The 15,347-nt window shown below is 66.3% G+C and carries 12 protein-coding genes and 1 pseudogene; 8 read left to right on the top strand and 5 right to left on the bottom strand.

What is annotated here, in order from left to right; genetic code table 11:
• Window positions 1-526 (top strand): annotated as a pseudogene (locus N536_RS42730) (HNH endonuclease); the annotation flags it as partial.
• A 10-nt stretch (window positions 527-536) separates the two neighbouring features.
• Here N536_RS42730 and N536_RS0134950 read toward each other — a convergent pair.
• Entirely contained in the window at window positions 537-1,205 is a 669-nt protein-coding gene (locus tag N536_RS0134950; protein WP_029117863.1) for a response regulator, read from the bottom strand.
• On the bottom strand, window positions 1,198-2,790 hold the full coding sequence (locus N536_RS0134945) for an ATP-binding protein (protein WP_369798503.1): 1,593 nt from the start codon (window positions 2,788-2,790) through the stop codon (window positions 1,198-1,200). Before N536_RS0134945 ends, N536_RS0134950 begins: the two co-directional genes overlap by 8 nt.
• 192 nt (window positions 2,791-2,982) lie before the next feature.
• Between N536_RS0134945 and N536_RS0134940 the strand changes: the two genes are divergently transcribed.
• The 6 genes from N536_RS0134940 to N536_RS0134910 all read left to right on the top strand — a co-directional run bounded on the left by N536_RS0134940 (window position 2,983) and on the right by N536_RS0134910 (window position 10,584).
• The gene (locus tag N536_RS0134940) at window positions 2,983-3,963 is read left to right on the top strand and encodes a Bug family tripartite tricarboxylate transporter substrate binding protein (protein WP_369798502.1); all 981 of its coding nucleotides are present in this window, start codon (window positions 2,983-2,985) and stop codon (window positions 3,961-3,963) included.
• Complete coding sequence (locus N536_RS0134935; RefSeq protein WP_029117860.1) at window positions 3,960-4,484, top strand: tripartite tricarboxylate transporter TctB family protein; 525 nt, start codon at window positions 3,960-3,962, stop codon at window positions 4,482-4,484. The genes N536_RS0134940 and N536_RS0134935 overlap by 4 nt, the downstream gene beginning before the upstream one ends.
• Window positions 4,484-6,022 (top strand): tripartite tricarboxylate transporter permease, encoded by a 1,539-nt coding sequence (locus tag N536_RS0134930; RefSeq protein ID WP_029117859.1) that lies wholly within the window; start codon window positions 4,484-4,486, stop codon window positions 6,020-6,022. The genes N536_RS0134935 and N536_RS0134930 overlap by 1 nt, the downstream gene beginning before the upstream one ends.
• Entirely contained in the window at window positions 6,019-6,408 is a 390-nt protein-coding gene (locus N536_RS0134925) for a universal stress protein (RefSeq protein ID WP_029117858.1), read from the top strand. Before N536_RS0134930 ends, N536_RS0134925 begins: the two co-directional genes overlap by 4 nt.
• Before the next feature lie 985 nt (window positions 6,409-7,393).
• Window positions 7,394-9,724 (top strand): hypothetical protein, encoded by a 2,331-nt coding sequence (locus tag N536_RS0134915; protein ID WP_155948869.1) that lies wholly within the window; start codon window positions 7,394-7,396, stop codon window positions 9,722-9,724.
• Window positions 9,725-9,807: 83 nt separating this feature from the next.
• Window positions 9,808-10,584, top strand: a complete 777-nt coding sequence (locus N536_RS0134910) for a DUF1206 domain-containing protein (RefSeq protein WP_051574989.1) — start codon at window positions 9,808-9,810, stop codon at window positions 10,582-10,584.
• A gap of 7 nt (window positions 10,585-10,591) precedes the next feature.
• Here the strand turns inward: N536_RS0134910 and N536_RS0134905 are convergent, their stop codons facing one another.
• From N536_RS0134905 to N536_RS0134895, 3 genes are read right to left on the bottom strand one after another with little or no spacing between them, the layout of a single operon-like run.
• On the bottom strand, window positions 10,592-10,894 hold the full coding sequence (locus N536_RS0134905; RefSeq protein WP_029117854.1) for a Rieske 2Fe-2S domain-containing protein: 303 nt from the start codon (window positions 10,892-10,894) through the stop codon (window positions 10,592-10,594).
• Entirely contained in the window at window positions 10,891-13,353 is a 2,463-nt protein-coding gene (gene nirB / locus N536_RS0134900) for a nitrite reductase large subunit NirB (RefSeq protein ID WP_029117853.1), read from the bottom strand. Before nirB ends, N536_RS0134905 begins: the two co-directional genes overlap by 4 nt.
• On the bottom strand, window positions 13,353-13,706 hold the full coding sequence (locus N536_RS0134895; RefSeq protein WP_029117852.1) for a hypothetical protein: 354 nt from the start codon (window positions 13,704-13,706) through the stop codon (window positions 13,353-13,355). Before N536_RS0134895 ends, nirB begins: the two co-directional genes overlap by 1 nt.
• 190 nt (window positions 13,707-13,896) lie before the next feature.
• Here N536_RS0134895 and N536_RS0134890 point away from each other — a divergent pair, with 190 nt between their 5' ends.
• The gene (locus tag N536_RS0134890; RefSeq protein ID WP_029117851.1) at window positions 13,897-15,315 is read left to right on the top strand and encodes a NarK/NasA family nitrate transporter; all 1,419 of its coding nucleotides are present in this window, start codon (window positions 13,897-13,899) and stop codon (window positions 15,313-15,315) included.
• The last annotated feature ends 32 nt before the right edge of the window (window positions 15,316-15,347 follow it).

Here is a 15,347-nt window from a genome sequence, read left to right as displayed (position 1 = left end):
GGATCCGGGATACACACCGTCGGCGAAGACCAAGGAGTTTGTCCGGTGGCGGGATTTGACGTGCCGCTGGCCGGGCTGCGACAAACCCGTCGCCAATTGCGATCTGGACCATACGGTGCCGTATCCGGTGGGGCCGACGCATCCCTCGAATACGAAGGCGTACTGCCGTACCCATCATTTGATCAAGACGTTCGGGGGTGGTCCGGGCGGCTGGTCGGATCAGCAGTTACCGGATGGCACCATCGTGTTGACCGCCCCGACCGGGCACGTCTACCGCACCGAACCGCATGGGGCGGCGATGTTCCCGGCGCTGGGGCAGCCCACGGGCGAGTTGGACATCCCGCCGCAGCTGGTGCCGCCGGAGACGGATCGGTCGGTGATGATGCCGCGCCGCAAGCAAACCCGCGATCAGGACCGCCGCGACCGCATCACCGCCGAACGCCGCCAACGCCACGAACTCAACGCCGAACAACGACGCCAACGACGAGCCTGGCGCGCCGCCACCTACGAACCACCACCCTTCTGAGAATCATTGCCTAACTCGCCGGACGGTAACGCCGCTCGGGGCGGCCTGCGCCGTACTGCAGGCGCAATTGCAGAGCACCGACACTCAGATAGTGCTCCAGATAACGTCGCGCACTGACCCGTGAGATGCCCACGGCATCGGCACATTCCGCCGCAGACACCTCACCGGCCGACCGGACGGCGGCCAGCACCAGTTCGCCCGTCTCGGCACCAAGGCCCTTTGGCAGTGCCTCGCCGCTGCGCGTCGGCGCGGAGCCGCCGAACAGCGAGTCGATGAGCGATTGGTCGACGCCTGCGGCCGAACGCAACGCGTCATCACGCGCCGCGAACGCTTCGAGTTTGGCCTTCAGTTGGTCGAATTCGAACGGTTTGATCAGATAGTCGGCCGCTCCGCCGTCAAGGGCGCCGGAAACGGTGTCGAGTTCCCTTGCGGCGGTGATCATGATGACGCCGACGCGGTCGCCGCGGGAACGCAAGCGCTGCAACACGTCCAGGCCCGTCATGTCGGGCAGGTAGACGTCGAGCAGAATCAGGTCGATGGTCAGTTCGGCGGCCTGCTCGAGGGCGTCTGCGCCGTTGTGTGCGACCCCGGCGGCGCGAAATCCGCCGACGCGGTCCACGAATCGACGGTGGATCTCGGCGACCATGAAGTCGTCGTCGACCACCAGCACGTCACGCATCGTTGGGACCTCCGGCGCCTGTCAGTGGGAGTCGCACCTCGAAGACGGCGCCGCCGTGCGGCCCGTCCGCTACCTCCACGACTCCACCGAGTTGGGCACTGACCAGCCGCACCAGTGCCAGTCCGATGCCTCGGCCGCCTGGAACGTCCGGTTTGGAGGTGACGCCGCGGGCGAAGATGGACTCCCGCAGATGCTCCGGCACACCGGGACCGGAGTCGGTGACCGAAATCGTCAGTGCGTCCGTGTCATCCACCGCAACGGTGACCACCCGGCGATCGGAACCCTCCGACACGTCCACCGCGTTGTCGATGAGATTGCCCAATACCGTGATGACATCGGTGGCCAGCGCGGGATCGAGCGCCGCGAGGTGACTCTTCTCGTCGAGCACGAGCGCGACACCGCTCTCGGCGGCAAGCGACGTCTTGGCGATCAGCAGCGCAGCCACCGCCGGATCGGCGACGCGTCGGGTCACCGCGTCACTGATCTCGGCGCGGCGGCGGGTCAGCGTCCCGACCAGATCGCGTACCGAGTCGTATTCGCCGAGCTGGACCAGACCGGAGATGGTGTGCAACTGGTTGGCGAACTCGTGGGTCTGGGCGCGCAACGTGTCGGTGACGCTCTTGTGCGACGACAGCTGTCCCTGCATCGAGGCAAGCTCCGTGCTGTCACGCATCGTGGTGACGGTACCGATGCGCTGCCCACCGGTGCTGGCCGCCCGCCGGTTCAGCGCGAGAACCCGTGTCCGGGTGGCGATCACGACGTCGCGACTGTCCTCGCCGGAGGACAGGAAATCCTCGACCGCTGGATCGAGCCCGACCGAGTCGATCCGACGTCCGACGGCGTCCCCCGTCACTCCCAGCAGGTCCTGCGCGCTGTCGTTGAGAAGGGTGATGACGCCGTCGGTGTTCACCGCCACCACACCCTCACGAATGCTGTGCAGCAACGCTTCCCGGTGATCGGCGAGGCCGGCGATCTCCGCCACCTCCAGCCCCCTGGTATGCCGTTTGATGCGCCGCGACAGCAGCCACGACGCCAACACCCCGAGCGCGGCGCCGAGTCCGAGGTACACCAGCAGCCGCTCGCCCGCACCGCTGAGCAATTGCCACGTCGACGGATACGGCTCGCTGACCGAAACCACCGCCAGCACCGCGCCATCCGTCGACAGAATCGGCACCTGCCCGACGAGGGAGTGCTCGCCGTCGACGTCGAGATCGCCCGACCATGCCCGTCCCGTGACGACTCGGCTGCGTCCGAAGTCGGCGCGTGCGCCGATGCGTGACGGGTCCGACGACACCCGCACATGTCCGTCCGGGGCGAGGATTTCGACCAGACCGGCGCCCGACAGCGATACCGCGCGGTCCACGTCCGGCGCCAGCACCTGGGCGGCGAACGGGTCGGCGTAGCGCTCGCGGACGATCGGCGTCGAAGCCAGGTTCTCGGCCACCGCGATCATCCGCTGACCGCGCACCTCACGGAACTCCTGGGTGGACTGGGTGACCGAGACCGCCGCGACCGCACCCAGCACCACCAACACCACCAGAAGCTGGAAGACGAGGAACTGCCCGGCAAGGCTGCGCGCGGACAGGCGCACCGCCGAGAACCGGGGCCGTCCACCGGTGCGCCCGCGTGTTCGCCTCGGTGTACTCAAAGACCACAACTTCCTTTGCGTCCGAAAGAGTGACCTGGATCACTTGAGGGAACAGTATCTATGAACATCACACGATCTATGAACATCACACGGCGGCGAATGGGGACGATGGTGTCGAGACTTCCACGGTTGGCGAGGGCTTCGGGGGCGGTACTGACCGCCGCCCTGCTGGCCATCGTCGCGGCGACCGGTTGCGGCGTCACGCGCGGCGACGATCCGGCCGGCCTGCACCGGCTCAGGATGATGGTGCCAAACAGCCCTGGCGGCGGCTACGACCTCACCGCGCGCACCGCGGTGAAGATCATGGAAGACGACGACATCACCGGACGCGTCGAGGTGTTCAACGTGATCGGCGCCGGAGGCACGGTCGCGATGGCCCGGTTGATCAACGAAAAGGGCAACGGCGACCTCATGATGACGATGGGGCTCGGCGTCGTGGGCGCGACCTACACCAACGGGTCCAAGGCACGGGCTTCGGACGCGACCGCGTTGGCGAAGTTGATCGAGGATCCCGGTGCCATCTTCGTCCCGGCGGATTCGCCGTTCAAGACGGTGCACGACTTCGTCACCGCGTGGAAGGCAGACCCCTCCAAGGTCGCGATCGGCGGTGGCTCGTCACCTGGCGGGCCGGACCACCTGTTCCCCATGGAACTGGCCAAGGCTGTCGGTGTGGAACCGAAGTCGGTCAACTACGTCACCTATGACGGCGGCGGCGACCTGCTGACGGCGTTGCTCGGCAAGAAGATCACGATCGGCACATCGAGCCCTGGCGAACTCATCGACCAGATCGAGGCGGGTCAGTTGCGGGTTCTTGCCGTATCCGGGAACGAACGGGTCGAGGGCATCGACGCGCCGACGCTGAAGGAATCCGGCATCGACCTCGTGTTCGCGAACTGGCGCGGAGTCCTTGCGCCGCCGGGGATTTCGGATGATGCCAAACAGGCGATGGTCAAAGTGCTCGAAGAGATGCACGGCACGAAGCAGTGGAAGGAGGCCCTGGTGAAGAATGGCTGGACTGATGCGTTCATGACCGGTACGCAGTTCGAACAGTTCCTCTCCGATCAGGACAACCGGGTCAGCTCGACCCTTACCGAGCTGGGGCTGGTATGACCACCACCGACGAGTCTCAGGAACCCGAAGTCACCCGGCACGTCGACAAGGCGCAGTATCTCGTCTGCGTCGTGCTCGCGGCGGTCGGCGCGTTCCTGGTGTACACCGCTCTGACCCTCGGCGAGGGTTTCGCGAAGGTGGATCCGGTTGGGCCCAAACTCTTCCCGATGGTCGTCGGGATCTGTGCGCTGGTGTTGGCCGTCATCCTGGCGATCGCAATTCCGCGTGGATCGGTCGGTGAGGCGGATGCCGGCGAGGACATCGACCCCGAGTCACCGGCCGACTGGAAGACCGTCGGAATGCTGGTTGCGCTGTTCGTCGCGATGATCCTTTTGGTGAACCCACTGGGTTGGGTGATCATGGGCACGCTGTTCTTCGGCGGAGCGGCAACGATTCTCGGTAGCCGGCACTACGTGCGCAACTTCGTCATCGGGCTGGTGCTGTCGCTGGCCAGCTTCTACGCGTTCTACTCAGGGCTCGGAATCCCGCTGCCCGCAGGCATCTTGGACGGGATTCTGTGATGGAGAACATCGACTGGTTGATTCAGGGTTTCGAGCAGGCCGCCACTCCGATGAACCTGCTGTACGCCGTGATCGGTGTGCTGCTGGGTACCGCGGTTGGTGTGCTGCCCGGCATCGGACCGGCAATGACGGTGGCGCTACTGCTGCCAATCACCTACAACGTCAGCCCCAGCGCGGCCTTCATCATGTTCGCGGGCATCTTCTACGGCGGCATGTACGGCGGATCGACGACGTCGATCCTGTTGAACACGCCGGGGGAGTCGTCCTCGGTGATCACCGCGATCGAGGGCAACAAGATGGCCAAGGCGGGCCGCGCCGCGCAGGCGCTGGCCACCGCGGCCATCGGATCCTTCGTCGCGGGCACGATCGGCACGGCGCTGCTCGTTCTGTTCGCCCCCGCGGTATCGCGATTCGCCGTCACGCTCGGCGCCCCGTCGTACTTGGCGATCATGCTGTTCGCCCTCGTGGCGGTCACCGCCGTGCTGGGCTCGTCGAAACTGCGCGGAGCCATCTCGCTGATCCTCGGCCTCGCCATCGGCCTCGTCGGCATCGACTTCCTCACCGGCCAGCCGCGCGCCACGTTCGGCATTCCGCAGTTGTCGGACGGCATCGACATCGTGGTGATCGCCGTGGCCATCTTCGCCTTGGGTGAAGCGCTCTGGGTCGCTGCGCATCTGCGTCGGCGTCCAGCACAGGTCATTCCGGTCGGCAGGCCGTGGATGGGCCGCGACGACTGGAAGCGGTCGTGGAAGCCCTGGCTGCGCGGCACCGCGTACGGTTTCCCGTTCGGCGCGTTGCCCGCGGGTGGTGCGGAACTGCCGACGTTCCTGAGCTACATCACCGAGAAGAAGCTGTCGAAGCACCCCGAGGAATTCGGCAAGGGCGCCATCGAGGGCGTGGCCGGTCCAGAGGCGGCCAACAACGCGTCGGCGGCAGGCACCCTGGTGCCGATGCTGTCGCTGGGTTTGCCGACCAACGCCACCGCCGCCGTGATGCTCACCGCGTTCGTCTCCTATGGGATTCAGCCCGGCCCAACGCTTTTCGACAAGGAGCCGCTGCTGATCTGGACGCTGATCGCGAGCCTGTTCATCGGCAACTTCCTGCTGTTGGTACTGAACCTGCCTCTGGCGCCGCTGTGGGCCAAGCTGCTGCGTACCCCGCGGCCGTACCTGTACGCGGGCATCCTGTTCTTCGCCACTCTTGGGGCATTCGCGGTGAACATCCAGCCACTCGACCTTGCCCTGCTGTTGGTGTTCGGTCTGCTCGGACTGATGATGCGCCGCTTCGGATTACCGGTGCTTCCACTGATCATCGGCGTCATCCTCGGACCGCGCATCGAACGGCAACTGCGCCAGAGCCTGCAACTGGGCGCGGGTGACTGGGGCAGCCTGTTCACCGAGCCGGTCGCCATCATCACCTACGTACTGATGGCCGTGCTGCTGATCGTCCCGCTGGTGCTGCGATTGATGCACCGCGACGAGGAGACCTTGCTCATCGTCGAAGACGACAAGGACCAGAGAGAGAAGGCGCAGGCGTGATAATCGTCGGGTACACCGCGGACCGGTTCGGTCAGGCGGCTCTGGATCACGGCATCGCCGAGGCTAGGCTGCGCGACACCCACCTGATGGTGATCAACTCGACGACGGGCGAGGCGTATGCCGACCCGGCGTTCGCGCAGCCGGCCCAGGAGCGCGACGTCCGGGATCGACTGACCGCCTGCGACGTCCCGTTCGAGTTCTCGCAGCCCGTCGGTGTCGATGCGGCCGAGGAATTGCTCTCTGCAATGGAGCGCCCCGAGGCCGAGTTGCTGGTGATCGGACTCAAGCATCGCAACCCGGTCGGCAAGCTGCTGCTCGGCAGCGTGTCGCAGCGCGTGCTGCTGGAGTGTCCCAAGCCGGTTCTTGCGGTCAAGCCCGACGAGTGAGCGCGGTCGGCGGGCAAAACCGCGGACGGGCTCGATCGCGCCGCCATCACGATCGTCAAGATCAGTTTCGACGGCCACCGCAAATCGAATTCGAGAGTTAGCTGGCGAAGAAGTAGGACAGGGCGCGGTAACCGTGCACAGCCGCCGTGGTACGGCAACGTTGATCTTATATCGCGCGCCCCTCTGGCAACGCGGAATTGGTCGATAACGCGTCGGGCTTTCGTGACCCGCCAACCGCAACCCGTACGGCCGTGTCGGACGACCGTGCTCCGCCTGCCCAATCGCCCCCGCCGCCTTCCACAGCGTCAATTTTCTCGATTCCGACGACGATCGCCCTCGTCGCCGGTCAGCTCGCTCACCGGTCGTTCTCGGTTGATCCGGCGCCAACGCCCAGCGAAGGCGCGGCGCGACGCGCCGGACTGGTCTGCCGCGTCGAGCGGTGGCGCGGAGTTTCGTGCATGAATCTGCGAAAGCAGCGAATTCGTGGCCTCGCTCGCCGTGTGAGCTATCTGGTCAGCCGACCCGGTCGGGATGGTTCGGTGCACACGGGGTGGGCGTCGATCAACGGCCGGGCCCAAGACGCGGCTCGCTAATCAACTCGAGCGTCATCATGTGCCGCTGACGAGCAGGGATCGAACAGATCCACATAGCCGCAGTTATGTAGAGCGCCGAACCATCACCGCTTACCGCCGGGCGGCACAGGTGACGCGTGAGGTGGCGGTGCGTATCAGGCGAATGTTGCCGCTCGACATGAAGTTGCCATGATGGCAACCATTCCGTTGCCCCTTACTGCGTTCGTGATCATTATCGCTGGTGGAGCCTTAGAAACTCCTGAGTAAAAGTGCTTGGTTATTCAGATTTCTGTCAGGTAACGTTTGCTGGTCGGGTTGTTTCTACTTAGGGGGTTGGCATGCAACTTGCCGTCCGTTCACCATTCACAGCTAGCGTCGCCCTGGTCGGAGCAACCGCCATCGCATTCAGTCCGATGGCACCTCCGGCTCCCAATATCTCCGCCAAGATCGACCAGATTTCCTCGGTTTACGCCGACTACACGCCCACCTCTCTCGCGTCGGCGATCGCCGATCTGGTCGAAGGCGGCTCGGTTGCCGTGGCCCAAGGAGTGCAGGGCCTCGGTGTGGGCGGCCTGCAAGCCATCACCGGCGTTGGCGCAATCGGCAACACCGCATTGGCCACCGTCGGCACGGTCGGCGGCACCCTGAGCGCAACCGCGGTCGCTTCGTTGGCCGCCATTGCCTCCAACCCCTTGAACCCCGCCGCGTATCCCGCCGCTCTGGCCCTTCTGCTCGCCGGTGGCGGTACCGCCCTGACTCAAGGAATCATCGGGGCCGGTGTCGCGGGCACCCAGGGTCTCGTCACCCTGGGCACGCTGGGCAACACTGCGATCGGCACCATCGGCGCGATCGGCAATACGCTGAGCGCCAGCGCGGCTAGCGCCCTTGCAGCATTGGCGCCGGGTGACGTCCTCGCCGCCATCGGTGCACTGGCGGCGGGTGCGGCGCTCGCGTTGAATGACGCCTTCCTAGGTCTCGGTGCCGCGGGCTCACAGCTCTTGGCGGGTGTCGGCGCCGCAGGCCTGACGGGCCTCGTCGGGTTCGGTACGGCGGGCACGCAGCTCATCACCGGTCTCGGCCTTGCGGGTACGCAGGCCCTGCTCGGCACGGGCGCGATTGGCTTGCAGACGCTGGGAACACTTGGTGCGCTTGGTAATACGGCGCTGGCGACTGTCGGGGCCGTCGGTAACACACTGCTTGCCACCGGCGGCGGCGCACTTGGTGCGATCCTCGCCAACCCGCTGAACCCGGCGAACTACGCCGTGGCGCTCGGCACGCTGCTCACCGGCGGCGGGGTCGCGCTCACCCAGGGTCTCGTGGGTCTTGGCATTGGAGGCAACATCGCCCTCGCCGGGGTGGGCGGCATCGGCAACACGGTGCTGGCAACGGTCGGCGGGATCGGCAATACGCTCCTCGCTACCTTCGGCGGCGCCGGTGCGACGACCCTCGGCACCATCGGTGCTCTCGGCAATATTGGCCTGACAACCGTTGGAGGACTTGGCAACACGGCGCTCGCGACGGTCGGAGGCATCGTCGGCACGTTGTCCGCTGCGATCGCCACCGCACTCGGGCTGGTCACCGCGCCGCTGGCGCCGCTGGCACCCGCAGCGCCGGTGAGTGCTCTCGCTGCGCCGTCGGCCCCGGTATCGACGCTCGCCGTGACTCCCGGTGACCTCGCTGCGGCAGTTGGGGTTCTGGTGGCCGGAGGCGGGACCGCGATAACGCAGGGTCTGGTGGGTATCGGAACGGCTGGTCTGGCCGGGCTGGTCGGCTTCGGGACGGCAGGCGGCACGGCGCTGGGCACGGTCGGTGCCCTGGGCAACACGGCGCTGGCTACCGTTGGCGCCCTGGGCAACACGGCGATTCAAACCGTTGGCGGGGTCGGCACCTCACTGCTCGCCGGCGGCGCCGGCGCGCTTGGGGCCGTCTTGGCCAACCCGCTCAACCCGGCGAATTACATTGCGGCACTGGCGTCGTTGATGGCCGGCGGAGCCGGTGCGCTCAACATCGGTCTCCAGGGTCTCGGCGTTGCCGGTACACAGGCCATCGCGGGAATCGGTCTGGCAGGCAACCAGGCGCTGGTGGGCTTCGGCACCGCAGGCACCCAGGCCTTGGTAACCGTTGGGACCATTGGCAACACGGCGATTCAAACCGTCGGCGCCATCGGCAACACACTGGAAACCGCGGTCGGGACTGCGGTGGGCATCGTGACAGACGCTCCGCCGAACCCGGTCGCGCCAGCCACCGCCAAGGTCTCCGACGTGCAGAGTTTCGCTCGCACTTCGAGCAGTTCCGACACGGTGACGATCACTCTCGCGAAGCCGGAGGCGTCCACCACGCCTGCGGCGACCGAGACCGACGGGGCCGGGGCCGCTGACGAAGCGACTGCAGACAGTGGCACCAAGACGGACGCCGGTGCCGAAGCCGGCAGCAAGTCCGATCCTGACGCCGGTGCAGAGACCGGGACCAAGACCGGCAGCACCTCGACCGCCGGAGGCGCGACCAAGACCGGGAGCACCAAGACCGGGAGCACCAAGACCGGGAGCACCAAGACCGGGAGCAGCACGAAGGACGGCGGAAAGGTCGAGCCCAAGACCAAGGCGCCCAGCACGGCCAAGACCGGTAGTGACGCGGATGAGGCGGGTGCCGCGACGGCGTCCGCATCATCTTCGGCCGGCGCCGGCGCCAGCAGCGAGTCCGGTTCGGGTGCGTCGGACGGTGGAGGGTCCGGTAGCACCAGCTAGTACGAATTCCGACGGCGGCGGGCCCCTCGGCAGAGGGGCCCGTCGTCGTGTTTGCGCCGCACGCACCCGGTGTACTCGCAACCATGACCGAGTGGTTCGAGAGGGTGGCGCGAACGGGCTTCGCGATCAGTGGAGTCCTGCACCTGCTGATCGCCTACATCATCTTGCAGTTGGCCCTTGGCGGTCATGCATCGTCGGACAACGCCGACCAGTCCGGAGCGCTGGCAACGCTTGCCAGCCAGACGGGCGGTGCGGTCATGCTCTGGGCCGCCGCGGTGGCTTTGGTGGCCCTTGGCCTGTGGCGGCTGGCCGAGACCGTACTCGGACCGCATCCCGGTGAGGGGACTCGTGAAAACAGTGGCGCCCGCGACCGGATCAAGGCCTTCGCGCTGGCGGTGATGTACTTCGCGCTGGCGGTCTCGGCGGCGCGGTTCGCCATGGGCAGGGGACGGTCGACCAGCCGCGAGAACGCCGGCATGAGTGCGCAGTTGATGCAATCTACCTGGGGCAGAATACTTTTGATCGTCGTCGGTCTGGTGGTCATCGGCATCGGCGGCTATCACGTGTACAAGGGCGTGTCGAAGCGATTCCGGAAGGATCTGTTGGTGTCGCCGGGGAGCGGCATCACGGCGGTCGGGGTGGGCGGCTACACCGCCAAGGGGTTGGTGTTCATCGGTGCGGGCATCCTGGTGCTCGTCGCGACCCTGCGCTTCGATCCGTCGAAGGCCACCGGCATCGACGGTGCGGTCAAGACATTGGGCGCGGCTCCGTTCGGCAAGTTCCTGCTGATCATCGCCGCCCTGGGACTCGCCGCATTCGGCGCCTACAGCTTCGTCCGCAGTCGCTACGCGCGGATGTGAACCGTGCTCATAGGCTCAGCCGGATCGCGCCGTCGACCGCCGACACCGGGTAGCTGCGGACCGACAACTCGCCGCCGACCTCGCAACCCGTCGCCGTGTCGAACGTGTGGCCGTGCAACGGGCAGACCACCACCTGCTCGTCGATGAGCCCGTCGGCCAGCGGTCCACCGCGATGCGGGCAGACGGCGTCGATGGCACGCAGCGAGCCGTCCCGCAACCGGAACACCGCGACCTGCTCGCCGTCAACGGCGTACGTCCTGCCCGCGCCGAGCGGAATCTCGTCGAGCGAGCCGAGTTCCATCTCGCTCATCGCACGGGCACCTGGGGGAGCGGCAGCAGCGGCAACGACGTCCGGAATTGCCCTTCGGCTACCGGCTCCCTTCCGTCCTGCCACGGATCACGGTAGGCAGCAACTGATTTGGCCATGTTCGCGTCGAGCTGTTCGGCGATGCCCTCAGCGTCGTGCACCACCACGGCCTGGATCCTCTCGATGCCGACGCGGGGCACGAATGCGTAGGTGCGTTCCAGCCAGTTGGCGTTCTCGCGGTAGTACTGCAGGAACCGTCCGGTCAACGTCATCACGTCGTCCGGCCCGTCCACCGTGGCCAGCAGGTCGCCCTTGCGGATGTGCGCCCCGGCAGCACCGCCGACGTAGATCTCCCACCGGTCGTCGCCGACTGCGACGACGCCAAGGTCCTTGCACAGGGCCTCGGCGCAGTTGCGCGGGCATCCGGTCACCGCGAGCTTCATCTTCGCCGGGCTCGCCAACCCCTGGTAGCGCTCCTCGATGGCGATGCCCAATGCGGTGGAGTCACCGAGGCCGTAGCGGCAGAAGTCGCTGCCGACACAGGTTTTGACGGTGCGGAAGCTCTTGCCGTAGGCATACCCCGACGGCATCTCGAGATCACTCCACACCGCGGGCAGATCCTCCTTGCGCACCCCGAGTAGATCGATGCGTTGCCCGCCGGTCAGCTTGATCATCGGGATCGCGTACTTGTCGGCGACGTCGGCTATCCGGCGCAGCTGCCACGAGTCGGTCACGCCGCCCTTCATCTGCGGCACCACCGAGAACGTGCCGTCCCGTTGGATGTTGGCGTGCACGCGGTCGTTGATGTACCTGGCGTCTTGTTCGTCGACGAATTCGTCGGCCCACATCGTCTCCAGCAGTGACGACAGCGCCATCTTCGAGCCGGCGTCCTCCTTGCCGTCGGGCGCAAGCGCGGCGAACACCGAGGACACCGAATGCAGTGCCAGCTCCCGGATGTGGCGCATCAGCGTCGGCTTGTCGTAGGGGATCGCGGGCACGTACCACGACGCCGACGGGTCTTCGGTGACGGCGCCGCCCGCGGCCCATTCGACGATCTGGCCCACCAGTTCCTTGCACGACCCGCAGCCCTTGCCCGCCTTGGTCTTCGCCATCACACCCGTGACCGACGTGGTGCCCGCGCGGACGCATCCGACGAGCGTCGCCTTGTCGACCCCGTTGCAATTGCAGATCTGCGCGTCGTCCGACAACTCGGCGACGCCGACGGCGATCTCCGGCGTGCCGATGTCGAACATCAGCGACACGCGCTCATCGGGAAGCGGAAGTCCGTTGTCGAATGCCTGTGTGAGAAACGACACCTTGCTGACATCGCCGACCAACGTGGCACCGACCAGTTTGCCGTCGCGAATCACGATCGTCTTGTAGACGCCGTGCCGCGGTTCGGAGTACTGGACGAATTCGTCGTCGTCGAGTTCGGGCGCCTTGATTCCCATCGAGGCGACGTCGACACCGGCCACCTTCAGCTTCGTGGCGACCCTCGAGCCGTGGTACGCCGAGCGCACATCGGTGCCGGTCAGATGGTCGGCGAGCACCTTGGCCTGCTCCCACAGCGGCGCAACCAAGCCATAGACCTGGCCGCGGTGCTGCGCACACTCGCCGACCACGTAGACGTCGTCGTCATCGACCGAGCGCATGTGGTCATCGGTGACGATGGCGCGCTCGACGGTCAGGCCGGCCCGCTGCGCCAGCCCCACATTGGGCCGGATCCCCGCCGCGATCACCAGCATGTCGCAGTCGAGGCGCTCGCCGTCGGAGAAGACGATGCCGGCCAGCCTGCCGTCGGTCACGATCACCTCGGTGGTCCGCATGCCGGTGTGCACGCCGATCCCGAGGCTCTCCACCGACCTGCGCAGGATCGCGCCGGCAAGGTCGTCGAGTTGGGCGTTCATCAGGGTCGGGCCTGCGTGCACCACGTCGACCGTCAAGCCACGGTTCTGCAAACCGCGGGCCGCCTCGAGGCCAAGCAGACCGCCGCCAAGCACCACCGCCTTGGTCCTGGTGGAGGCCTCCGCGATCATCGATGCGGTGTCGTCGAGCGTGCGGAAGCCGAACACGCCGTCGGCGAGGGTCTTGTCGTCGGCCCACAGTCCCGTCATCGGAGGGAAGAACGACCGGCTGCCGGTGGCCAGGATCAGCTTGTCGTACCGCATGCTGGTGCCGTCGTCGGCATGCACGAGGTGAGCGAAGGTGTCGATCCGGACCACCCGCACCCCGGCCCGCAGATCGATGCGGTTGTCGGAGTACCAGTCCAGGGCGTTGAGGTAGATTTCCGCCGGATCATCGCTGCCCGCAAGCACATTGGACAACAGGATGCGGTTGTAGTTCCCGTACGGCTCGTCGCCGAACACGGTGATGTCGAACGTGTCACCGCCACCGCGGGCGAGGATCTCCTCGATGGCACGGATGCCTGCCATGCCGTTGCCGACGACCACGAGCCTGGGCACTAGACCTCCACCAGACCGAGGTCGACCACCACGGTGCCTGCGCAACCGCTCGGCGCGGCGATGAACAACTCGAGCACCGTGTCGGCGAGCAAATCCTCCACGACGCGCAGCGCCACGTGCGTGGCGCCCTTCGCGGCGATGGGGAAGTAGCGCATCGGCTTGCCGTTGCGGAACAGCACCACGCTGACCATCTCGTCGGTCGAATTGCCACCGCGGAAGTACACGGGCTGCGTCGACGACCCGGCGGGCACGACGTAGCGCAGTGCCTCGTCGAGCAGCACGGGTTTGTCGAGGCCGTTCCCATCGAACTCGAAGGCGCCTTGCAGGAATCGCGGACTGCTGCCGTCGCTCATGCTCAATGACTAGGGGGCTTTTGTTTCCGGTTCGTTTCCTGCGCAATTCCGCCGTGAATACCGTTGCGCACCCGTCCGCCCCCGAGCCATGTGAGCGGGTGTTGACAAAGGGGATACCGAGGCGCAACGGATGCAACACCGGCGGCCCGTAAACCTGACCCTGACCGGATTTCTGCTGGAAAGGGCCACCATGTCACTGACCCGTGACCGCAACATCGAACACTGGGACGCCGAAGACGTCGCCGCATGGGAAGCAGGCGGGGCGAAGATCGCCAAGCGCAACCTCATTTGGTCGATCTTCGCCGAGCACGTCGGCTTCTCCATCTGGTCGATCTGGTCGGTGATGGTGCTGTTCATGCCGCAGAACGTCTACGGCATCGACGCGGCGGGCAAGTTCTACCTGGTCGCCGTGCCTACGCTGGTCGGCGCGTTCATGCGCATTCCGTACACCGTCGCACCGGCGAAGTTCGGCGGCCGCAACTGGACCATCGTCAGCGCGCTGCTGCTGCTGATCCCGACGGTGCTGACGCTGTGGGCGATGAAAAACCCTGGTACGTCGTACACCACGTTCATGGTGGTGGCGGGGTTCGCCGGCTTCGGCGGAGGCAACTTCGCCTCGTCCATGACGAACATCAACGCCTTCTACCCCCAGCGCCTGAAGGGCTGGGCGCTCGGGCTGAACGCCGGCGGCGGAAACATCGGCGTGCCCGTCATCCAGCTCATCGGGCTGCTGGTGATCGCGACGGTCGGCAATACCGCGCCGGAGGTGGTGTGCGCCATCTACTTGGTGATGGTCGCGCTGGCCGCGGTGGGTGCCGCGCTGTTCATGGACAATCTCAACAACCAGAAGTCCAACCTCGGCGCGCTCGCGGAAGCGTTGCGCTACAAGCACTCCTGGGTGATGAGCTTCCTCTACATCGGTACCTTCGGATCGTTCATCGGGTTCTCGTTCGCCTTCGGTCAGGTACTGCAGATCAACTACCTTGCAGGCGGTGACAACGCCGCGCAGGCCGCCCTGCACGCCGCCCAGATCAGCTTCCTGGGACCGCTTCTCGGCTCCATCTCGCGGCCGTTCGGCGGCAAGCTCGCCGACCGCATCGGTGGCGGCAAGATCACGCTCTACACGTTCGTGGCGATGATCTTCGCCGCGGGAGTTCTGGTCGCCGCGGGCATCATGGACGACGGCATGGCGGGCGCCCCCACCGGCACCCAGATGATCGCCTACGTGGCCGGATTCATCGTGCTGTTCGTCCTCTCGGGCATCGGCAACGGCTCGACGTACAAGATGATTCCGTCGATCTTCGAAGCCAAGGCGCAGAATCACGACGACTGGACCCCCGACGAGAAGGCAGCCTGGTCGCGCCGCATGTCCGGAGCGCTGATCGGGTTCGCCGGTGCCGTCGGCGCGCTGGGAGGCGTGTTCATCAACGTGGCACTGCGGATTTCGTACACCGGCGCGGCGAAGTCGGCGACCAACGCCTTCTGGGTGTTCCTGGCCTTCTACGTGGTGTGCGCCATCGTCACCTGGTTCGTCTTCCTGCGGATGCAGTCGGCCGGAACGGTGAAGGACGAGCACATGGGCGCGGCGGAGCCCGTCGCAGCAGGCTGACAGAGGTTGATTGAAGAGGGGGATTGAGGAAG

The sequence above is a fragment of the Mycobacterium sp. URHB0044 genome (genome assembly GCF_000620625.1).
GTDB lineage: Bacteria > Actinomycetota > Actinomycetes > Mycobacteriales > Mycobacteriaceae > Mycobacterium.
This window is presented reverse-complemented; position numbering and strand designations above follow the sequence as displayed.